17 protein-coding genes are annotated in these 20,671 nt (G+C 51.3%); 9 read left to right on the top strand and 8 right to left on the bottom strand.

What is annotated here, in order from left to right:
* Window positions 1–2 precede the first annotated feature (2 nt).
* On the top strand, window positions 3–2,183 hold the full coding sequence (locus V5J35_RS22280; protein ID WP_354009233.1) for a tRNA(Met) cytidine acetyltransferase TmcA: 2,181 nt from the start codon (window positions 3–5) through the stop codon (window positions 2,181–2,183).
* A 2-nt stretch (window positions 2,184–2,185) separates the two neighbouring features.
* Here V5J35_RS22280 and V5J35_RS22285 read toward each other — a convergent pair whose 3' ends face one another.
* Window positions 2,186–2,725: a hypothetical protein gene (locus V5J35_RS22285; protein WP_354009234.1), complete on the bottom strand. Its 540-nt coding sequence runs from the start codon at window positions 2,723–2,725 to the stop codon at window positions 2,186–2,188.
* Window positions 2,726–2,881: 156 nt separating this feature from the next.
* Here V5J35_RS22285 and V5J35_RS22290 point away from each other — a divergent pair, with 156 nt between their 5' ends.
* Window positions 2,882–3,130, top strand: a complete 249-nt coding sequence (locus V5J35_RS22290; RefSeq protein WP_262567320.1) for a GrxA family glutaredoxin — start codon at window positions 2,882–2,884, stop codon at window positions 3,128–3,130.
* Window positions 3,131–3,152: 22 nt separating this feature from the next.
* Here the strand turns inward: V5J35_RS22290 and V5J35_RS22295 are convergent, their stop codons facing one another.
* The 3 genes from V5J35_RS22295 to V5J35_RS22305 form a co-directional block, all read right to left on the bottom strand.
* Window positions 3,153–4,055, bottom strand: a complete 903-nt coding sequence (locus V5J35_RS22295; protein ID WP_354009235.1) for a DNA replication terminus site-binding protein — start codon at window positions 4,053–4,055, stop codon at window positions 3,153–3,155.
* Window positions 4,052–4,690: a pyridoxamine 5'-phosphate oxidase gene (gene pdxH, locus V5J35_RS22300; RefSeq protein WP_354009236.1), complete on the bottom strand. Its 639-nt coding sequence runs from the start codon at window positions 4,688–4,690 to the stop codon at window positions 4,052–4,054. The genes V5J35_RS22295 and pdxH overlap by 4 nt, the downstream gene beginning before the upstream one ends.
* A gap of 94 nt (window positions 4,691–4,784) precedes the next feature.
* Entirely contained in the window at window positions 4,785–6,083 is a 1,299-nt protein-coding gene (locus V5J35_RS22305; RefSeq protein ID WP_354009237.1) for an inosine/guanosine kinase, read from the bottom strand.
* A 173-nt stretch (window positions 6,084–6,256) separates the two neighbouring features.
* Between V5J35_RS22305 and V5J35_RS22310 the strand changes: the two genes are divergently transcribed.
* From V5J35_RS22310 to V5J35_RS22325, 4 genes are all read left to right on the top strand, one after another.
* Entirely contained in the window at window positions 6,257–7,909 is a 1,653-nt protein-coding gene (locus V5J35_RS22310; protein ID WP_354009238.1) for an acetolactate synthase large subunit, read from the top strand.
* 33 nt (window positions 7,910–7,942) lie between these two features.
* Window positions 7,943–9,379, top strand: coding sequence for an aldehyde dehydrogenase family protein (locus V5J35_RS22315; protein ID WP_354009239.1), 1,437 nt, complete (start codon window positions 7,943–7,945; stop codon window positions 9,377–9,379).
* Between the two features lie 267 nt (window positions 9,380–9,646).
* Window positions 9,647–12,499 (top strand): insulinase family protein, encoded by a 2,853-nt coding sequence (locus tag V5J35_RS22320; protein WP_354009240.1) that lies wholly within the window; start codon window positions 9,647–9,649, stop codon window positions 12,497–12,499.
* A gap of 106 nt (window positions 12,500–12,605) precedes the next feature.
* Window positions 12,606–13,700 carry an enoyl-CoA hydratase/isomerase family protein gene (locus tag V5J35_RS22325; RefSeq protein ID WP_354009241.1) on the top strand — a complete coding sequence of 365 codons (1,095 nt, stop codon included), beginning with the start codon at window positions 12,606–12,608 and terminating at the stop codon, window positions 13,698–13,700.
* A gap of 54 nt (window positions 13,701–13,754) precedes the next feature.
* Here the strand turns inward: V5J35_RS22325 and V5J35_RS22330 are convergent, their stop codons facing one another.
* Both V5J35_RS22330 and V5J35_RS22335 read right to left on the bottom strand, forming a co-directional pair.
* Window positions 13,755–14,381 carry a deoxynucleoside kinase gene (locus V5J35_RS22330; RefSeq protein WP_354009242.1) on the bottom strand — a complete coding sequence of 209 codons (627 nt, stop codon included), beginning with the start codon at window positions 14,379–14,381 and terminating at the stop codon, window positions 13,755–13,757.
* Between the two features lie 351 nt (window positions 14,382–14,732).
* On the bottom strand, window positions 14,733–15,656 hold the full coding sequence (locus V5J35_RS22335; RefSeq protein WP_354009243.1) for an arginine deiminase-related protein: 924 nt from the start codon (window positions 15,654–15,656) through the stop codon (window positions 14,733–14,735).
* Between the two features lie 595 nt (window positions 15,657–16,251).
* Between V5J35_RS22335 and V5J35_RS22340 the strand changes: the two genes are divergently transcribed.
* Genes V5J35_RS22340 through V5J35_RS22350 form a run of 3 tightly spaced genes read left to right on the top strand, consistent with a single transcriptional unit; the run spans window position 16,252 to window position 19,101 of the window.
* On the top strand, window positions 16,252–16,485 hold the full coding sequence (locus tag V5J35_RS22340; protein WP_354009244.1) for a FeoA family protein: 234 nt from the start codon (window positions 16,252–16,254) through the stop codon (window positions 16,483–16,485).
* Window positions 16,482–18,872 carry a Fe(2+) transporter permease subunit FeoB gene (gene feoB, locus V5J35_RS22345; protein WP_354009245.1) on the top strand — a complete coding sequence of 797 codons (2,391 nt, stop codon included), beginning with the start codon at window positions 16,482–16,484 and terminating at the stop codon, window positions 18,870–18,872. The genes V5J35_RS22340 and feoB overlap by 4 nt, the downstream gene beginning before the upstream one ends.
* Complete coding sequence (locus V5J35_RS22350) at window positions 18,853–19,101, top strand: FeoC-like transcriptional regulator (protein WP_354009246.1); 249 nt, start codon at window positions 18,853–18,855, stop codon at window positions 19,099–19,101. Before feoB ends, V5J35_RS22350 begins: the two co-directional genes overlap by 20 nt.
* Here V5J35_RS22350 and V5J35_RS22355 read toward each other — a convergent pair.
* Together V5J35_RS22355 and V5J35_RS22360 are read right to left on the bottom strand one after the other, a co-directional pair.
* Complete coding sequence (locus tag V5J35_RS22355) at window positions 19,019–19,648, bottom strand: class I SAM-dependent methyltransferase (RefSeq protein WP_354009247.1); 630 nt, start codon at window positions 19,646–19,648, stop codon at window positions 19,019–19,021. The two genes, V5J35_RS22350 and V5J35_RS22355, sit on opposite strands and share 83 nt — an antisense overlap.
* Window positions 19,645–20,655: a GlxA family transcriptional regulator gene (locus V5J35_RS22360; protein WP_354009248.1), complete on the bottom strand. Its 1,011-nt coding sequence runs from the start codon at window positions 20,653–20,655 to the stop codon at window positions 19,645–19,647. Before V5J35_RS22360 ends, V5J35_RS22355 begins: the two co-directional genes overlap by 4 nt.
* Window positions 20,656–20,671: the final 16 nt, after the last annotated feature.

The following is a 20,671-nucleotide window of genomic DNA, read 5'->3' on the forward strand; positions in this document are numbered from 1 at the left end:
CGGTGAAGGACTTATTGAAGCAGCGGTTAAACCGTCTGGCACAGCGCAATCATCGAGAGTTGATGGTGATCAGTGGCGAACAGGAATGGTGCCTGCGCACGGTTAACGCATTGCTGTCGTGCCTGCACGAAGAACATGGACTCTGGCTGGGCGAAGGTGCGCCAGACGCTGTTCCTGCTATTCAGGCTGGCAAAGCGTCCAGTTGGTTAGGTCGAGAGCGGCAGTTTGTAGTGTTTAATGCCTGGTCCGGGTTTGATGTTGATGCCTTTGGTGCCATCAGTGGCGTCGTTAAAGGTGGTGGCGTAATGTTTCTGCTGGCTCCTGTTCTGGATCAGTGGAGCCTGCTGGAAGACCCGGAGCATCGTCGTATAACTGTCTATCCGGAAAATGAGAACCGGGTAACGGGAAGATATATCCAGCGTTTGGCCAAACTGCTGGATAAATCCGAACACTGCAGCCTGATTCAGCAGAATAAAGAACCGGTCTGGCAGGCATTACCCAGCCTTAATATTGAAACAGAAACGCGGGATGATAGCGGTTATTGCCAGACACCGGAGCAGGCACTGGCAGTCGAAGCCATCAAAAAGGTGGTGACAGGTCATCGTCGTCGCCCATTGGTGCTGACGGCAGATCGTGGACGTGGCAAAAGCGCGGCTCTGGGTATTGCTGCCGCGCAGTTACTAATTCATGGATTAAGCCGGATTGTGGTTACAGGACCTTCGCTGGCATCGACCGAACAGGTGTTTCATCATGCTGCTGGATGCCTTGGAAGTGACAGCTTTTCCAGGGGTACGTTTTCAAGAGGAAAAGTGCAGTGGCAGGATAAGTCAGTTCAGTTTATGGCACCTGACGAGATAGTTGGCAACCCCGTTGACTGCGACCTGATGCTGGTGGATGAAGCGGCAGCCTTGCCAGTTCCATTGCTGGAGTCCTTGCTAAGACAACAGTCGCGTATTGTTTTTTCTTCGACAATCCACGGTTATGAAGGTACCGGGCGCGGTTTTGCCATACGCTTTCGTAAAAAACTGGATGCAATCACCCCACAATGGCGAGCTTTGCATATAAAGCAGGCGATTCGCTGGGCAGACCATGACCCGCTGGAGCAACTGATTTTTTCCAGCCTGTTACTGGATGCCAGGCCAGCCGAAGACCATCAGGTTGAAGGAGCCACGTCTGAACAGTGTGAGTGGGTTCGCTTTGACCGTGACCAGTTAATGCACGATGAGCCAATGGTGACTCAGGTGTTTGGGTTGCTGGTACTGGCTCATTATCGTACCCGGCCGTTTGACTTACGACATTTTTTAGATGGCCCGAATATAGAAGTATATGGCCTTCTGTATCAGGGTCATCTGGCAGGAACGGTTCTGGCAGCAAGAGAAGGAGCAATTGACGCGTCTTTGCAGGAACCGGTCTGGCTTGGGCAGCGGCGTGTACGTGGGCATTTGATTCCCCAGTCATTGAGCAATCATGCCGGGATTCCGGAAGCGATCAGACAGAAAGGATTACGAATCCTGAGGGTTGCTGTTCATCCGGCAGTCCATAGAAATGGACTGGGAGCCGATATGCTGAACCGTCTGGCGCAGTCTGCCCGTGACAAAGGGTTTGATTATCTGGGAACCAGTTTTGGTGCCACCTCTGGCTTGCTGAGTTTCTGGCAGAACAGCGGTTACCTGCCGGTACGAACCGGTTTGCAGAGAGAAGCTGCCAGTGGTTGTTATTCGCTGATGATGCTGCAGGCTCTTTCGAAGGCGGGCAGTGAACTGCTGGCGGAAGCACGTTCCCGCTTTTACGACAACCTTCTGCTGCAGCTGCCTGAAAGTCTTAAAGTAATGGACACTGAACTGGTCAGGCAATTATTCAATGGTGCCGGTGACTACAGTTCAGCCGAGCTGTCTGAGCGGGACTGGCAGGATATAGCCTCATTCAGTCACGGGCAGCGTCTGTTTGAAAGCTGCCTGCCTGCTATTCGGAAACTATTGTTAAAAGGGCTGGTTTGCTCTGATCGCTGCTCTAATAGTTACTCTAATAGCCATGAGCAAGCTTTGCAGGTGTTGACGATGAAAGTGTTGCAGCAGCAGAGTTGGAGTAGTCTGGCACAGTACGAGGGGCTTGCCGGTAAAAAGCAGGTTCTGGCCCGTTTACGAAGTTGTGTCGGACAGCTGGAAACCGCTTTGAAACACTGATTTCAGCTGCCGTTCTTTGTATCCGGAACTGATCGTTTACTGGCGACTGAAGAACTACTACTGTCGTATGTCTGATGGATGCGATAGGTAATGGCACAGACATCATTGGGCAGGGATTTAAGAATGGCGTTTACGCCGCCAGCGTTACGGGTCCAGGTAAAGTCTCCCTGTTCCCGGATGACATTCCATTCCGGGTTCTGTTCTTTAAAGGTCGTGCAGCTGTTTTTAAAGGTGGTATTTACGACACTGTACGCCAGACAGCTACGACCAAACTTTATAAAGGTGGTGTTTTTCCAGACGCTGTCCTTGTCATTGCCCCAGGTGGCCATGACATTAAAACTGCGGTCATTAAAATAGCCCGTAGAAGCCACACCATTGCCAATTCTTCTCATATCACTGAACTCGGTTTCAATGGCTGTATCACAGCGATTGAAACCAGCCTTATGGGCCAGGTTCAGTAAATCAGAAGCTGTGGCAGGTGGCGCTGTGATAAACAGGGGAAGGGTGGAAAACAGCAAGCCGATCAAACCTGTCCTTGGCATCGGTGTGTCCTCTGTCTTTTTCGTCAGCGTATCAAGTCAATAAAAAAGCTTCAATGAAGCGGATAGAAAATTCCTGTTGTGTAGCTGTTGTGGCAGAGGTATCAATTATCATATAGTTCGTTCAGACAATAAGATTCATGTATCAGGAGTTATTCAATGAATCGCTTTACCGTATTCGGTCGCCCTGGCTGTGGTTTCTGTGTTCGTGCCAAACAGTTGCTGGAAGATAAACAGCTGCCTTTCCGTTATATTGACATTCATGCTGAGGGGATTAGCAAGGCTGATCTGGAAAAAACCGTTGGAAAGCCGGTTGAAACCGTTCCGCAGATTTTTCATGGTCAGAAGTATATTGGCGGTTGTACCGACCTGGAAGCGTACCTGAGAGATGAGCTGGTTGATGCCTGAAGGGCGTTAAATCCCTTCAGTTTCAGGCGTAGCGATAAATACGCGACACAGGATTGTCACTGATCCGCACCAGTCGCGCATCGCTGCGTTGTAAACGCTCCTGTCGTGTCATCGAGTCAAACGGTTTGATAGGTTTGAAGTCCGGCAGGGGTTGACCTTTCTCCAGCTGTACAAAGACCGGGATGGGCGTATTAATCTGACCCGGAAACTGTTTTTTCGATTCCGGATTCATTTGGCGCTGTGCTTCAATCGTGTCTGACCATTTCAAATTTGCCCGCAGGTGAGGTGCCAGCAAGCGTTTAATCACCACAATTTCCGACCCGGGCAACTGCTCCAGCAATGTGATATCGCGTTCAATGGCAGCGGATGCCATATATTTCTTACGCAGGTGCTCGATGGCTTCTGCCGATGTTAAGCGAACCGTACCACTGTGATTAGCAGCCCAGCTGAAACTGATGCGTCTGGGTGGCTGTTGAAACAGCTTCAGTTGCCGGTAACTCTGCACAAAATGAATATGCTGAATTTGCAGCCCTCCCAGCACCCCGTCCCTTAGCTGGTCAGATGTCTCTTCAATGGCTGCAATATCATCGCCGTAGAGCTTGCGGTATTCCCCCATCGCTGCCTTGAACCGGTCTTTTGCCTGGTTCAGTTGCTGCCCCTGAGCAAGCGATCTGGCTGAGATGCCAATAACGCCGGGAAGACGTGCCGTTTCCTGTTTATTCTGTTCCGATCTGTAGGTCAGGCGTGTAGTGACGCTGGCAGCCAGCGTCCGGTCGTCGTTCAGAGCGTCAGTGTCGTCTTCCTGCATGACCCAGGCGGGCAGGTCGTGATCATTTAACACGGCTTCCCGGAACTGACGATTGATATCAACCAGTTCTATAAGGGTATCTCTGACCGCCATCCTGGCTGCTGTTTTTCTACTCATGGTGCCAGCCTTTCAATGCTCCACCGGGTGTCGTTTGTACGGGTATACTGAAAGCGGTCATGCAGGCGATTTGGTCGTCCCTGCCAGAACTCAACCGTTTGCGGCACCACCCGGTAACCGCCCCAGAAATCGGGCAGGGGTACTTTTCCTTCTTTGAACTTGCGCTTCATTTCATCCAGCTTCTGTTCCAGCAGTTTGCGACCGGTAATGACTGAACTCTGATGGGAAACCCAGGCACCCAGCTGGCTGCCGTGGGGGCGGCTGGTGAAATACTTCAGGGATTCAGCCTTGGATATTTTTTCTGCTGTTCCCTTAATAATGACCTGACGTTCGAGGGTGACCCAGGGAAACATCAGGGCAACGTGAGGGTTTTCGGCAATTTCCCGGGACTTGTTGCTGGAGTAATTGGTAAAAAAAACGAATCCGGACTGATCGAAGTATTTCAATAGGACGGTTCGCAGGCTGGGTACACCGTCTGCGGTGGCGGTGGCAATGCTCATGGCGTTGGGTTCCGGCAACTGTGCTTCCTGCGCCTGCTGAAACCACAGGGTGAACTGTTCCACCGGATCACTACTCAGGTCTTCTTTGATCAGGCCCGCCTGAGTGTAATTCTCGCGAAGGTTACTGATATCCATGTTCGTACTTCTGTGAGGATTTTGTGGGATTGTATGGATGGAATTGTATAACAGGTGTCGGATACAATAAATGTTCTGTCTGTGCCGCCCTTACTTACCTTTCCCAGTAAGTCTCTTCCAGAGAGTCTTCACGCTCAGGCAAAGCCCGTGAAAGGCGTGGAGAACTCTGTGCCAGCACTTCATAGCTGACCCGGTTAGCATATTTGCAGACCTGGGAGAACGACGAATAGGTCAGCCATGGTCGTTCATGCTTTCCAGAGGTCGGCAGCACCTCACGGTGGAAATGGTTGGCGGCAATATCATGAATCACTGCCGATAAGGCGCCATCTCCGGCACCGTTGGTGTTCCTGATTTTTTCCGGGCCACCCATATAAGGGCTGATATGGGAGTAAATTTTCATCGGTTTATCACAATCCATACGACGCAGAGGACGGCTGAATTCGAAGCGATTGAAATCACTGATTCCGGCAGAACGGATAGGGTTGTCGGTTTCCCGCGCCATAGCCGTTTCTGTATAGCCGCACAGATAAAGCCCTTCAGGGCCTGCAGTCAGTAACGTCATATCGGCAAGATCCAGAATGGCTTCGCAGGCCAGCAACGGGTCGGTTTGTCCCGTCAGTGCCTGAGCTTCTTCCTCATTCATAGCCACCAGGGTGACATGGTCACGAATAAACTGTTTCAAAGGTTCGCGGATATTCTCTACCAGCATGCTGGTACCCAGGGTCAGCACCACAGGTATGTCATGGTCGCTGGCAGCTTTGGCGGCTTTGTGAGTAGCATGATAAATCGGCAGACTGTCGTCGCCCAGGGTATAGGCACACAGTACCAGGGCTGAACTGCCGGCAATCACCTGTTCCGGAATGAACGCGTGACTCAGGTCGTTCATTGAACCGGGACTGATGCCAAAGGTACGCTCACCATCCGGCGTAATCAGCGTGTAACAACGCCCGATGGCACCTTCTACCGGTTGCAGAAAGGTCATATCCACTTTGCTGCTGGTATTGCACAGATACCCGTAGGCATAGTCGCCAACCCTGATATTCTGGCTCATGACCCCAAACTGAACAGAACGGTCGTCGGCAAGAATTGAGTAGTTATGCAGGGTATTGCCAATGGTGCCACCTGCATACTGGTTATCAATGGTGCCGGACTGTTGCAGGAAACTGTACAGGCGGTTGGCGGTGTCATTATCGATCAATTGCGAGGCTGCTTTGGTCAGGCCAAAGTCAGCCAGGATCGCGTCGTCTACATGGGCATAGATGTCGACCATGTTCTGGTCGATGCCACAGATGTAGGTATTAACATGTCCGAAAGTGGTACTTTCACGATCAAAGCGATTGTCGGCGTTGACAGGGAAATAGTGCTTGATTTTACGACGGCCGGGAAACTTCATAACGGCGGGATAAAACAACTGTAAAGAAGAGGGCGCGGATTATTCATTAAAAGTTGTACAAATTCCAGCCATTTTTGCCAAAGAGAGGCAATATTGGGAAATTTTTTATGCGCTTTTTTATGAGCAATGGTCGACAGTATAATAATAACAACCCAGCAACAGGGAATAGCCCAATGAAAGCATCAGACCTGTTTGTTCAGTGCCTGGAAGAAGAAGGTATCGAATACATCTTTGGTGTACCGGGTGAAGAGAATGCCGACTTTGTCATGTCGCTGAACCAGTCCGGCAAAATCCGGTTCATCCTGACCCGTCATGAGCAGGGCGCTGCTTTTATGGCGGAGGTTTATGGTCGCCTGACCGGACATACGGCAGGCTGCCTTGGAACCCTCGGTCCGGGCGCAACCAACCTGCTGACCGGCGTGGGTAACGGTAATATGGACCTTGCGCCTATGCTGGTTCTGGCAGGGCAGGGGTCATCGAAACGGTTACACAAAGAATCTCATCAGATTATGGATGCTGTCAGCATGTTTCGGCCAGTCACCAAATGGGCGGAGACCATACGACACCCAGATAATATTCCGGAAATGGTGCGCAAGGCGGTCAGACTGGCTCGTTCCGAAAAGCCCGGTGCGGTTTTTCTGGAACTGTGCGAAGACATTGCCACTCTGGAGTCCGATGCCCGGCCACTGTCAGTGCGGCGTTACCCCCGCCCAATGCCTGAGCCTGAAAGCCTTGAGCAGGCCTGCGCTATGATTCGCAAGGCGAAACGGCCAGTGATTATTGCCGGTAACGGTGTGATTCGCATGAATGCTTCAGACAGCCTGCGTCGTCTGGCGGAACTGACCGGCATTGGTGTGATCAGCACCTTTATGGCGAAGGGCTGTGTGGATGTCGATGCGGATTATTGCCTGTATACCATTGGGTTGGGGCGTAAGGACCTTGTGGCTTGTGCAGTGGATGCTGCTGATCTGGTGATTACCCTGGGGTATGATCTGGTGGAGTACCACCCACATCTCTGGAACCCTGCCGCAGACAAGTCCATTCTGCACCTCGACTCAACACCCGCTGAAATTGATGCCTGTTATCACCCGGAACTGGAATTGATTGGTGATATTGGTCATTCGCTGGATGCCATTGCCGGCCGCCTGTCGGAAGGTTCGCTGCCCCGGTTTGACCTGAAACAGCAACAGGCGGTACGCCGGGATATGACCGCCGACCTGGAGGCGCATAAAGCCGACGATACCGAAGGATTTATCCGTCCCCAGAAAGCGCTGTGGGATGTTCGACAGGTGTTGCCTGCCGATGGTCTTCTGCTGTCGGATGTCGGCGCCCACAAAATGTGGATTGCCCGTCATTATCACTGCCATGAACCCAACACCTGCCTGGTACCCAATGGGTTCTGCTCCATGGGTTTTGCCTTACCCGGTGCCATTGCTGCCAGCCTGATCCATCCAGGGCGGCAAGTACTGGCGATCTGTGGCGATGGTGGCTTTATGATGAATGTACAGGAAATGGAAACGGCGCGCCGTTATGACTGCAACCTGACGGTGATGGTCTGGGAAGACAAAGAGTATGGTTTGATTGCCTGGAAGCAGACCGATCATTTTGGTGACCATACGCCGTTGAGTTTTGGCAATCCGGACTGGATGAAACTGGCAGAGAGTTTTGGCTGGCAGGGACACTCGGTTGAAAACAGTCGTGACCTCCAACAGACATTGATAACTGCCCTGAATGAAGAAGGCCCAAGCCTGGTCGTAATCCCCATTGATTACCGGGAAAACCTGATTCTCAGTGCCAGGCTGGGCGAAATAGCCTGTCCGATTTAACGCCGTTTTAAGTAATGGAGAACAACAATAATAATGGATGCTTTACCTTTACTGATTCCCGGAGCCGAACCTCCGGCAGGCACGCTGAATGTCTATAACCCGTTTGACCTGTCGGAGGTTGGCAGACTGGAAACAGGCGACAGTCGCCATGTGGAGCAGGCTCTGACCACGGCCTATGGCCTGTTTCGCAACCGGGACAGATGGTTGACCCTGGACCAGCGTATAGACATTTTCAGTCGTCTGTTACATCGCATTTCCCGCCATCAGGAAGATCTCGCACGACAGGCGGCTGCAGAAGGTGGCAAGCCGCTGGTGGACTCACGAATTGAAATCAGCCGCGCCATGGATGGCATCAAACTGTGTATCGACTGTATGCGTGGCGAAAGTGGCTCAATGCCTGTGGTTAACAGCACTGCTGCAACCCGCCATCATCTGGCATTCACCACGGCAGAACCGGTCGGTGTGGTGGTGGCGGTCAGTGCCTTTAACCATCCTTTCAACTTGATTGTTCATCAGATTGGACCTGCCCTGGCAGCGGGCTGCCCGGTTATTGTTAAACCGGCAGATGATACGCCTCTCTCCTGCTGGCATCTGGCAAAACTGTTCCATGAATCGGGCTTACCACCGGAGTGGCTGCAGGTGATGATACCTGAGAGCCTGGCGGTGGCTGAGCATCTGGTAACCGCCAGGCGGGTAGGGTTCTTTTCCTTTATTGGCAGTGCCAGAGTGGGCTGGACATTGCGTTCAAAACTGGCGGCAGGTACCCGCTGTGCTCTGGAACATGGTGGGGCGGCCCCGGTGATTGTTGCGGAAGATGCGGATATGGATCGGGCGGTTCGCTCTCTTGCCAAAGGTGGGTTTTACCATGCAGGACAGGTCTGTGTTTCCAGTCAGCGGGTGTATGTGCATCAATCCATCAGTCAGGCTTTTCTGCGGGGGTTGAAAAAAGCGGCGGATGATCTGGCGGTTGGCGACCCTCTGTTGGAGTCCACGGATATCGGGCCACTGATCCGGCCGGCAGAAGTTGACCGGGTGGAAGCATGGGTTAACGAAGCCCGTGCAGGTGGTGGAACAGTTGTTTGTGGTGGCCAGCGGGTCGGGCAGACCGGTTATGCGCCCACGATTATTCATAACCCGCCTGAGGATGTCAGAGTGAGCGAGCAGGAGGTCTTTGGCCCTGTCGTCTGTATCTACGATTACGAGGAGCTGGATCATGCCATTGAACGGGCTAATCGTTTGCCGTTTGCCTTTCAGGCGGCGGTGTTCTCTGATCATCAGCCAACGATTCTGCGCGCCTATAAGCGTCTGGATGCTTCAGCGGTCATGGTGAACCAGCATACAGCCTTCCGCAGCGATGGCATGCCGTTTGCCGGTTTGAAGCAGTCAGGTCTGGGCGTGGGCGGTATCCACCATAGCTTCAGGGAGTTGCAGGTGGAAAAAATGATGGTGGTTCACAGCCCGGAACTTTAAGTGGGCTAATGCCCGTCAGGGGTTTCACATTATTCTGACAATGACTATTGAGTTCTGGTAAATCTCGTGTAAACCCCTGTTATCCATACCTGTTTTCAGACCGATGTGCTGGCAGAATATATTTTGAACGTTTCATTATTTCAAATAAGCAGCTAGCTTGATCTGGCAGCGAAGTCTGTGCTGGAAATTTCGTCATTACTTTCAGTATTGATACAGGCATAATCAGAACAGGCTTCATAACCTTTTGATCAGGTATGGAAAAAATTTATGACAAGAAAGTACGTGTCTCTGGTATCCGCGCTGGCAGCCGGAACGTTGGCAGCCGTGCTGACAGGTGGATGTACAGTGACCACTGAACGAGATACAACGGAAGTGACCAGATTACAAGCGGATACATTAAAAGCAGCAAGTGAACAATCAGCCGTAGTGGTTAAAAGCTTGGCAGATAACCGGGATTATCGCTACGTTGTTATGGAAAACGGGATCAGGGCATTGCTGATTTCGGACCCTGACACAGACAAATCTGCCGCTGCGGTCGATGTGAATGTCGGCAGCTATCAGGACCCGGATAACCGGCTGGGGCTGGCGCATTTTCTAGAACACATGCTGTTTATGGGGAATGAGAAATACCCGGAGGTGGATGGCTATTTTGAATTCATCCGCGCCAATGGTGGCAGTGCCAACGCCTACACCGCAGATGTTCGTACCAATTATTATTTTGATATAAACAATGACCAACTGAGATCGGCCCTGGATCAGCTGGCCCAGTTTTTTGTGTCTCCGACCCTTGATCCGGCTTATGTGGACCGGGAGCGAAACGCCGTAGATTCTGAGTATCGTCTGCATGCCCGGGAAGATGGCTGGCGTCTGTTTATGGCACAGAATGCCACTTCAAATCCGGAACACCCAAAGAGCCGCTTTACCATTGGTGACCTGGACACCCTGAATAACGACGATGGTAAGTCACTGTGGCAGGATTTGAAGACCTTTCATGATACCTACTATGTCGCTCCCAATATGGGGGTAGTGGTTTATGGTCGTGAACCCACCGAAAAGCTTGAAGCCTGGTTGAAAGAGTCCTTCGCCGATGTGCCAGACGGTGGTGGCGTCAAGCCGGACACCCATATCGGTGTGCCGCCTTATGACACTGACCAGCTCGGCGTTCGCATCAACCTTGTTCCGCTGAAAGAAACCAGGGTACTGTCCCTGAGTTTCCCGATGGAAACTCTGCACCCGTTTTATCATAAAAAGCCCATGGGTTACCTGGCCCGTGTTGTTGGCTATGAAGGTGAGGGCAGTCTGCACAGTCTGTTGAAAGAGCAGGGGCTGATTGACTCTCTTGCTGCTTACCCCAACGATGTACCGGGTGAGTTTGGTGGATTCAATGTTCGTATGGAGCTGACCCCGCAAGGGCTTAATCAGGTGGATGACATTACTGCGGTGGTGTTTGACTACCTGGACCTGATTCGCCGGGAAGGCATTAAGGAATGGTTGTACGACGAAACCCGTCAGATCGCGGACCTGGGCTTTCGTTATCAGGAAGGTCGAAGCCCTCAGCAGACGGCCACCAGTCTGGCGTCACGTATTCACTATCTGCCAGCGTCCGACCTGTTGAATTCAACGTACCTTTACGACGATTTTGACCCGGAACTGATCGAGCGTCTGATGGCCAACCTGACTCCGGAAAATGTTCGTCAGACGGTGATTGCTCAGGGGCTACCAACGGATCAGGTTGAACCTTATTTCGACACTCACTACAGCATCAGACCGCTGTCGGATAAGCTGCTTAAGCGCCTGAATAATCCAGAGGTTCATCAAGAGCTGACCATTCCGGCTCCGAACCAGTTTATCGCTACAGACCTGGAACTGCGCACCAGTGATAAAGCTGACGAACCCACACAAATTATCAGTGAGAAAGGTCTGGATGTCTGGAGCATGACCGACAGCAGTTTTCAGGTGCCAAGGGCTTCGGTACGCCTGAAAATTTCTACGGCTAAGGCGTCAGAAACCGCAAAGGATCAGGTGCTGTTGCAGCTGTATCGAACACTTCTGTCGCGCAGCCTGAATGAATACGGTTATCCTGCCAAGGAAGCGGGCCTGAACTATGGGATGAGTACCAGCCGTGAAGGCTTAACGATTGCCCTGTCCGGTTATCAGGACAAACAGGCGTACCTGCTGGAAACCATTCTGAAGGGGATGGATCAGTTCAGCCCGGTGCAGGCGGAATTTGAACAGGAACGCAACCGACTGATACGCAATCTCAGAAACAAGGCATTTGTCGCGCCTTACCGTCTGGGTATGGATCGGGTGAGCCAGCTGCTGTATCCAAAGTATCGCAGCGATGAAGAAATGCTCTCCGCTGCTGAAGCGGTGTCGTTTGCTGACCTGAAACGGTATGCCAGTGACTTTTACAACTCCGTACATATCAGCATGCTGATTTACGGCAACCACTCTCGCAGTGAAGCCGTGAAACTGGGGCATCTGGTGGAGTCTTATGTCCTGAACAACAGTAACCGTGGTGAGCGTTATGATCAGCCGTTTAATGTCCTGAAAGACGCGCGCCTGCGTGAAGCGGTGGACTTTGATCATAATGATGCCCTGTACATTAAATACGTACAGTTTGATACCACAGAAAATCGTGAGCGGGCGAAATTCTCATTGTTGGGTCGTTTGCTGGCAACACCGTTCTTTAATCAACTGCGGACAGAGCAACAGCTGGGGTACATTGTCACGGCGTCTGCCCGTCCGGTAGAGCGTCATCCTGGACTGGTATTTATTGTGCAGTCCCCCGTACTGGGACCAGAAGGTATTGAGCAGCGGGTGGATGAGTTTCTGGTGGGACAGGTTGAACGTCTGGGCAAACTGACCGACGCCGAGCTGGAAGATTATCGCCAGGGGCTGATTGTAGATTTGACCAAACGTGACACAAACCCTGACGAACGTGCTGGTCGTTTCTGGCAAAGCCTTGACGGTCGTGAAGCGGACTTCAACTATCAGCTGGATATTGCTGAGGCAGTGAAAACCATCAAGGTTGAGGATATCCGGCAGGCGATGGCTGAACTGTTGAAACAGCAGGGCCAGATTGTGATCACTTCACAGGGGCAGCAGAAAGACAGCTGATATTATTTTTTTAACTGATCACCGGGCTGGCGCTGATGCCAGTCTGGTTCCATAGTAAGTGGATGGTAATGAGATAGTTCGGTTTACCTCTGGAGGGGGAGTGTCAATGAGCGAAAAGGTTGAGTTTCAGGAGCTTGATACCGCTAGTGGTCACCGGATCGGGGTGGCCACCCTGAATGCACAGAAGAGCCTGAATGCGCTTGATCAGGGGATGATCAATGAACTGCTTCAGCAACTGCTGAGCTGGCACAATGACGAGGAGGTTGTCTGTGTCTTTTTGCAGGGAGCAGGTGACCGGGCTTTTTGTGCCGGTGGTGATGTCAGGGCGATTCGTGAGTCAGCCCTGAGCGATGACAAGGACTCTGTTCAGGCTTTCTTTGAACAGGAATACCGGCTTGACCACCTGATTCATGTCTATAACAAACCGGTTATCTGCTGGGGGCATGGCTTTGTAATGGGAGGCGGGGTTGGCCTGATGGCTGGAGCAGACTTCCGGGTGGTCACGGATACGACCGTGATCGCTATGCCGGAAATAACGGTTGGTCTGTATCCGGATGTCGGTGCTTCCTGGCTGCTGGGCCGTATGCCAGCAAAAACGGGCCTGTTTGCTGCCCTGACCGCCTGCCAGTTAAACCCGGCGGACGCCATGTATCTCGGCCTGGGCAACCGTTTTATTGATCACGCGTTTCGTCATAATGTGCTGGATTCTTTGCAACAGGCTGACTGGCAGAAGGATGCCTACCAGGTCACTTATAGCGTGATTCAGGACTACGCTGATCAGAGTGCTGGCTGGCTGCCATACTCCAAGATTCGGGAACACAGGGATCTGATCAAGAAAATGATGGGCAAGCCGTCGCTGGCTGACATAATGCATGCTCTTGAAACTCTGGAAACCAGTGATGAATGGCTGAATACAGCCCGTCAGACAGCTTTGAATGGCTCTCCTTTGTCCATTACCCTGTCTTATGAACAGCTTCGGCGTACACGCCATTTTTCCCTTAAAGAAGCCTTTCAGAGTGAATTAACCCTTTCTGTGAATACCGTTATCCAGGGCGATTTCTGTGAAGGTGTCCGGGCGTTGCTGGTGGATAAAGACAGACAACCGAACTGGCAGTACGGCACTTTGGGAGATATTTCTGCACAAACCATTGATGCCTTCTTTGCTCCCTGCTGGACGTCTCATCCTTTAGCTGATCTGTAGCCAAAGCAACAGGGCTTCAGGTACACAAAGCCTGAAGCCTGTTCTGCTGGACTGTCAGTGCTTCTGAACCACCTCCAGAATTTTTTCTGCCACCTGATGCTCACAACCAAAATCATTCCAGTCCATGGTGATAAGGGGCGTGTTCATGGACGCGCAGATCTGTGGCAGGATGGCTTCGTGATAGTTATGGATATCACGGATGTATTCAAAAGGTGTTCCATCTTCTGCCTCACGGGCGCGGTATTGAAGACGCTCATGGGCTTTTTCCGGCGTAGTATGCAGATAGACCACGGCACTGATACGTGGGTACTCTTTCAGACGCTTCTGAATTTCACAGTAATGCAGCATAAACTCAGTGTCTGGCTGGTCCATGCTGAGAAAGTTTGCCTGGGTAAAGATCAGGTCAGAGTACAGGGAACGCTCAATCAGATAATTGCGATGAGTGGGCAGGCTTTCAACAATTTCTGCCCGGCGCTGGGTAATGTACGACTGAAACCGAATACGATTTCCCGGGGCTTTTGGATTTTTAGTGAATTCACCCAGCAGGCGGGCAAATTCCGGGTCTTCAGCCGGTTCCTGAATGGGGTCCCAGTCCAGCGCTTCAGCCAGTTTCGGTAGCAGGGTTGATTTACCGGCTGCGATATTGGCTTCTACTGCAACAAAATGATTGGTCTGTGTCATCCGGGAACCTGGTTTGGTTGTCATATAATCAGGGCGCGAACGATAGAAAATTGTCGACAGTGGTTCAATAAGTATTCAGACCAGTCATTAAGCCTGTTTTGACTATTGTACGAACAGGTTCAGGTTATATTCCGGGAATGCCAATGGGTCCCGGCAGGTCAGGAACCATACAGCACCCTGTCAGAGTGAGTACGATGACGGACAGAATCAGGTATTTCATGGCAGGCCTAAATGGTCAGTGGTTTGATGTTATACCAATTCCGCCTTCTAAATATGATCATGAGCAAGTCATTTTGAGCCGCTGGGCAATACCCTGAAGGGCATAAAGGCGGAATGACGAGTAATAGCGAGCTATTGCGAGGAATTCCAACGAAGATCCAGCGACTCAAAATGGCTGCGCAATTCATGTTTAGAAGGTGGATTTGGTATTAACGTCGGCTGAAGAAAAATTTCCGCCAGCATGCATCCGGCACTGCCTCCACCATAGGTCTCTATGGTAGGGATATCAAAGACCAGAAGCTGATCACTGAAACTGTTCAGCACTCTCAGCTGTTCATCATTCAGGGACTGGAACGCGGTTCTGGATAACACGGTAATGGCTTTGCCCCGGTCATTTTCCAGTTGCAACAGATTACCGGCAAATTTTCTGGTCTGATCAGGCGTGATATCGATGACTGTTTTGTCAGACAGTGCCTGCCAGACCTGTTGTCGATGTTCCTTCTCACTGATGCACTCACTGCACAGGACGGCAAAATCGGCACCAATACTCAGCATCATGCTGGTGTGGTAAACAGGCTGATCGTAAAAAACCGTCCTGAAAGCAAGCAGTTTATAACCCTGCCGGTCTGCAAACTCCTGTAGCAATGTCTGGTTGGTACGAGGAGATAGCGCAGCAAAAATAATCTTTTTGTCACGATCCAGAACCATACTGCTGGCCCCGTCCAGCGACTGGCTGGCGGTCATATTTTTCAGAACCTCATCATTATACTGGCTGGAAATAGCTTGCTGGTTTAATGCCTTTTGCAAAGCTGTGATACGAGATTTCTTTTTCCGCTGATTGGCCAGCATCGGAAAGAGGGTAATGAGTGTATTACCTGCCGAACCACACTGGACGTTCTCAGGGCAGGGAGCTGGAAACGAGATAAACCAGTTGTTGGGAAACACCGAGTCGGGGGTGTCGGGGGCATGATAGGCCGGTAGCTCAATGACGTGTATATGATGGTTGTGTAATTGTTGTTTAACGGCTGTGTATTCCTGAAGGGTTTTTTTTGGCACATTGACTGATCTTTCTGGTTTTACTTTTCGTAAAACCGGGGACGTGAATGGTTTACTGTCAGCCGCAAAGTGGTTGGGAGGGACCATAACAACATAGGACGTCAGTTGATCAGCAGGGTAGCTAAGTGGTAGAAACATGGTGGAGAGGATAAATAAACCAAAAAGATAGATCTGTTTCATTTTTAATGGCTCTGATCATCACAACTATCAGGAGGTTACAAGGCAAGATAGACGTATTCATATTAATGGTCTCAGGTTTTTTATTCCTATTCTCAGTGAGTTATGAGTAACAGAGTAGCTATTTTTCTGTGTTTGTATTCGCTCTTTATCAGGTAAGAGGAAGAAATTTCGAAGGCTTTGAATATTCAGAACAGGCTTTATCCGCTCATAGTCTGCGGTTTCTGCTGTATCTGATAAGCTAACGTTTAATTGTAATTATTCTCATTTACGTATAACCTTAGCTCTCGTTTTTTCTTTTCTCTGGTCGCCAATAATTCCACTCATAACTGACCAGAATGTTCAGCTAATGGCACTTTGCCAGATGTTTTGCGGTTGCCTATTTCTTCTGTCGATGATCGCAGTAATGGAGATTTAAATGACATCGATCCTTGGTGAGCTTCAGGTCGGGGATTCCGGTCAGGTTACAGCTTTTCGGAATGCGGGAGCAGCTTATCGTCGCAAACTGTTAGCGATGGGCTTAACGCCGGGTGTCCAGTTTACGGTTTGTCGTGTCGCACCTCTGGGGGACCCTATTCAACTTCAGGTTCGGGGCTTCCAGCTCAGTGTTCGCCGTGATGAGGCGGCAGTGGTTGAGGTAAGCCGGATATGAGTGACCATGTTTTTGCCATCGTGGGCAACCCCAACTGCGGTAAAACCACGGTTTATAATGCCCTGACAGGTGCCAGACAGCGGGTTGGTAACTGGCCTGGTGTGACCGTAGAACGCCGAAGTGGTTATTACCAGCATCAGGGACTGGATATTGAAGTGGTTGACCTGCCCGGCACCTACTGTCTGGATGTGGTCGATGATCAGGTGTCCATGGATGAGCGGATAGCCCGGGACTTTGTTCTGGAGCGTAATGCAGAGCTGGTTCTTAATGTTATTGATGCCTCCAATATTGAACGCAATCTCTACCTGACGACTCAGCTGCTTGATATGGGGCTGCCGGTGGTGGTGGTCCTGAATATGATGGATGTCGCTGCAGACAAGGGTATGGTGATTGACCCGGAAGCATTGTCCAGCACTCTGGGCTGCCCTGTATTGACCATGGTGGCCAGCAGAAACGAAGGGGTTACTGACCTCAAAGACCGGTTGAATGAGTATTTCAGGACAACCCTGCCCGTTGCGCAGCCACTCTCTCTTGGCAGAGACATTGAAACGGCTGTTAACCAGCTGGAAATCGCTGCCACTGAGCATCTGAACGATAAAACGGTAGCACGCTGGTACGCCATCAAACTGCTGGAAGATGAAACCAGTGGATTACCCGGTTTGTCGGAATCAGCGAAACCCGGGTTGTTCGAAGAGTTGTTGAATCAGGGACGCAGCCTGCGCGACACCCTGGAACAGGAGCAGGGGGCAGAAGTTGACATTCTCGTGGCTAATGGGCGTTACGATACCATTGGCAACATGATGAAGAAGGTGATCAAACAGCGTGGAGTGTTGAATCATCAGCTGAGTGAACGCATAGACCGGGTGGTTCTGAACCGGTTCTTTGGGTTGCCGGTCTTCTTCGGCGTGATGTACCTTATGTTCATGTTCTCTGTGAACTTTGGCAGCGCATTCATTGATTTCTTTGATATTTTTGTGGGTACCATCATGGTCGATGGTGTTACTCATTTGCTGGAGGGCATGAGTGCGCCGGGCTGGGTGATCGCCCTGCTGGCCGAAGGGGTGGGTGGCGGTATACAGACCGTAGCAACCTTTATTCCGGTCATCGCCGCACTGTTCCTGTTTTTATCCGTGCTGGAAGACTCGGGTTACATGGCAAGGGCTGCCTTTGTCATGGATCGGATGATGCGTTTTCTGGGCTTACCCGGAAAAGCCTTTGTTCCCATGCTGGTTGGTTTTGGCTGTAATGTCCCGGCCATCATGGCAACACGAACTCTGGATAACCAGAAAGACCGTCTGCTGACCATTGCCATGGCACCGTTTATGTCCTGCGGCGCCCGGCTTCCAGTCTATGCGCTGTTTGCAGCGGCGTTTTTCCCGGCAACGGGTCAGAATGTGGTGTTTATCCTCTATCTGGTGGGAATTCTGGCGGCGGTGGTGACCGGACTGATTCTGAAGAACAGCCTGCTCGGTGGTGAAACAGCACCCTTTGTACTGGAATTGCCTAACTATCACCTGCCATCCCTGAAACAGGTGCTGCTGCGTACCTGGGATCGCCTGAAAACCTTTATCCTGAACGCGGGTAAAGCGATTGTGATGGTTGTGGTGGTTCTGAATACTCTGAATTCTCTGGGTACAGATGGCAGCTTTGGTCATCAGGATTCAGGCTCGTCGATGCTCAGTCATATTGGTCAGACAATTACACCTGCCTTTAAGCCCATGGGTGTCGAGGAAGAGAACTGGCCGGCAGCAGTAGGCATTTTCACGGGTATGCTGGCAAAAGAAGCACTGGTTGGTACCCTGAATGCGATGTATACCTCTATCGCTGCTGATATGAATGAGGATGAAGCCGGAGAAGAATCCTTTGACCTGATGGGCGGTATCACAGAAGCCTTTGCCTCAATTCCTGAAAATCTGGCCGGTTTGACCGGGGCATTCTCTGATCCTCTGGGTATAGAAGTTGGTGACCTGAACGATCTGGAAAGTGTTGCACAAGAGCAGGAAGTCCACATGAGTACATTTGCGGTCATGCGCACTCTGTTCCCCAGTGAGGCGGCGGTGATTGCCTATCTGCTGTTTATTCTGCTTTACACTCCTTGTGTCGCGGCGCTGGGCGCTATTTACCGGGAAGCCGGCACAGGCTGGACGCTGTTTGTTGCTGGCTGGACCTTCTTTGCCGGGTACACTGTTGCCACACTGTACTACCAGCTCTCATTACTGGCCGTTCAGCCAATGGTGACATTAGGCTGGGTGGCTGCCCTGTCAGCGATCATGGCTATCATTTTTGTTGTTATGCGTCGGGCAGGACGTAGAGGTCATGATCACCAGCTGGTGGCAGGGCAGAGTGTGGAAGCTACAAGGAATGCTCATGCTCATAGCCCTTCGTGATTATCTCAGTGACCAGGGAATCGTTTCCCTGGCTGACCTGAGCCAGCGGTTTAATGTCAGCCCTGATGCCATGCGTGGCATGCTGTCTCACTGGATACGCAAAGGTAAACTGATGCGAGAACAGTCGGGTTGCAGTAAAGGCTGTGTCAGCTGTTCACCTGAACAGCTGGAGATGTATCGCTGGCTGGAGACCGGGACCGACAGTATTCCTCTGTGTCAGCTGAATTGACCACTTTGTTCTGATAAATACCTTTCCTGTATACGAACACGGACGTTCGGTACAAATCATTCGCCTGAATTTCTCTTATGCTTTCCCAGCCCGGCAGTCTGAACGTGTGACTGATGACCGTACAGTGACCAGACAGTTGACGCTTTAAATAACCATCCATCTGCTTCATGGCACCTGGAAACAGATAGCAGGTCACCAGTCCGGCGTCTTTCAGTTCAGTGGTAAAAAAATTCTGCTTCAGTACCCTTACATTGGCTTTATGGACAGTTAATATTCTCGCTACCAGGTAGGGAATCGTTGATTGCTCATAACCTGTGATGGAGTGGTTCGGGTATCGTCTGCTCAGCATCAACAAAAGGCTTCCCCAGCCACAACCAAGCTCATAAATTCTGCCGTTTACGGATTCGGGTAACAGCGGTTCCATTGCCCGCCGGACTTTACGACTGGTTGGAGTGGGCGTAATGCCCAGCCTTAAAGACCAGAAAACAATCGAGGAGGTTATGGCAAACGCCAGTCCGGTCAGCAGCCAGATGATCCAGTCAGTCATTGAGTGTCCAGATAAAACAGTTTGCCCCGGACACTGCGGCGAAAGTCCGATGGGTTCAGTTGATAGTGTTGCTTAAATTGTCGGCTGAAGTAGTCCGGGTCATTAAAGCCGGATTGCAGGGCAATTTCAGTAATCGACAGATCGGTGGCCTTTAGCAACTCAGCACAATGGTTCAGGCGCAGCTGTTGCAGATAGTGAAAGGGAGACATGCCTGTCGCCTCACGAAAGCGACGGTTCAGGGTGCGCTGGGTCAGGCCGGTGACAGCCAGCAGTTGCTGACTATCAATGTCATCCTGGATATGCTGCCGCAGCCAGTCCTGCAGGTTAACAATGATTTCATCCCCGTGGCTGGTGGTGTGGTCGTCAGCGTAATGAGTCTGTTCAAAAGGACGGCGGATTTCGTGAGAAAACTGCTGGGCCACCCGGTTGGCAACATCACGTCCCATGGCGCGTTTGATAATATGCACCATCAGGTCTGCCACCGAATTAACACTGCCTGCACAGTAAATACGTCCAGCACGGGTAATCAGGTGGTGGGGTTTAAACAGAACTTCCGGGTAATGTTTTCGTAACCTGTTGAGATAATACCAGTGGGTCGTTGCAGGCTGGTGATCCAGCAGCCCGCTTTCTGCCATCAGCGCTACCCCGGTACCTGCAACACAGAAGGTAGCGCCATGGCTGTATTGTTCCCTGATCCAGTCAATGGTTTCCCGCGAGCGCCTGACTATCGGCATGGGGTTGCGCCACAGTGCTGGCAACAGTATCAGGTCAGCCTTTGAGGAGGATGACAGGTCCATCGAAGGTGTCAGCAGAATGTTGCCATGGGACAGCACCGGAGTACCGTTGTGACTGCATAACTGTACGTCGATAGACGTTTTTTTCTGTTCCATCCGGCTGTACATGGTGGCTGCTGCCAGCATCTCCATAGGGAGACTGATGCTGGTGGTGAGCATGTGCTCCAGCAGAGGAACCCTGACACGTTGTAACCTGAGTGAATCTGAAACCATTACGGATGAGCTTTAC

Source organism: Endozoicomonas sp. NE40, assembly GCF_040549045.1.
GTDB classification, from domain to species: domain Bacteria; phylum Pseudomonadota; class Gammaproteobacteria; order Pseudomonadales; family Endozoicomonadaceae; genus Endozoicomonas_A; species Endozoicomonas_A lisbonensis.

Bases quoted from the DNA above. Each gene is read 5' to 3' on its own strand.
- V5J35_RS22285 (WP_354009234.1), bottom strand. From the start codon at position 2,725: ATGCCAAGGACAGGTTTGATCGGCTTGCTGTTTTCCACCCTTCCCCTG.
- V5J35_RS22290 (WP_262567320.1), top strand. From the start codon at position 2,882: ATGAATCGCTTTACCGTATTCGGTCGCCCTGGCTGTGGTTTCTGTGTT.
- V5J35_RS22295 (WP_354009235.1), bottom strand. From the start codon at position 4,055: ATGAGTAGAAAAACAGCAGCCAGGATGGCGGTCAGAGATACCCTTATA.
- pdxH (WP_354009236.1), bottom strand. From the start codon at position 4,690: ATGGATATCAGTAACCTTCGCGAGAATTACACTCAGGCGGGCCTGATC.
- V5J35_RS22305 (WP_354009237.1), bottom strand. From the start codon at position 6,083: ATGAAGTTTCCCGGCCGTCGTAAAATCAAGCACTATTTCCCTGTCAAC.
- V5J35_RS22310 (WP_354009238.1), top strand. From the start codon at position 6,257: ATGAAAGCATCAGACCTGTTTGTTCAGTGCCTGGAAGAAGAAGGTATC.
- V5J35_RS22315 (WP_354009239.1), top strand. From the start codon at position 7,943: ATGGATGCTTTACCTTTACTGATTCCCGGAGCCGAACCTCCGGCAGGC.
- V5J35_RS22320 (WP_354009240.1), top strand. From the start codon at position 9,647: ATGACAAGAAAGTACGTGTCTCTGGTATCCGCGCTGGCAGCCGGAACG.
- V5J35_RS22325 (WP_354009241.1), top strand. From the start codon at position 12,606: ATGAGCGAAAAGGTTGAGTTTCAGGAGCTTGATACCGCTAGTGGTCAC.
- V5J35_RS22330 (WP_354009242.1), bottom strand. From the start codon at position 14,381: ATGACACAGACCAATCATTTTGTTGCAGTAGAAGCCAATATCGCAGCC.
- V5J35_RS22340 (WP_354009244.1), top strand. From the start codon at position 16,252: ATGACATCGATCCTTGGTGAGCTTCAGGTCGGGGATTCCGGTCAGGTT.
- feoB (WP_354009245.1), top strand. From the start codon at position 16,482: ATGAGTGACCATGTTTTTGCCATCGTGGGCAACCCCAACTGCGGTAAA.
- V5J35_RS22350 (WP_354009246.1), top strand. From the start codon at position 18,853: ATGCTCATAGCCCTTCGTGATTATCTCAGTGACCAGGGAATCGTTTCC.
- V5J35_RS22355 (WP_354009247.1), bottom strand. From the start codon at position 19,648: ATGACTGACTGGATCATCTGGCTGCTGACCGGACTGGCGTTTGCCATA.
- V5J35_RS22360 (WP_354009248.1), bottom strand. From the start codon at position 20,655: ATGGTTTCAGATTCACTCAGGTTACAACGTGTCAGGGTTCCTCTGCTG.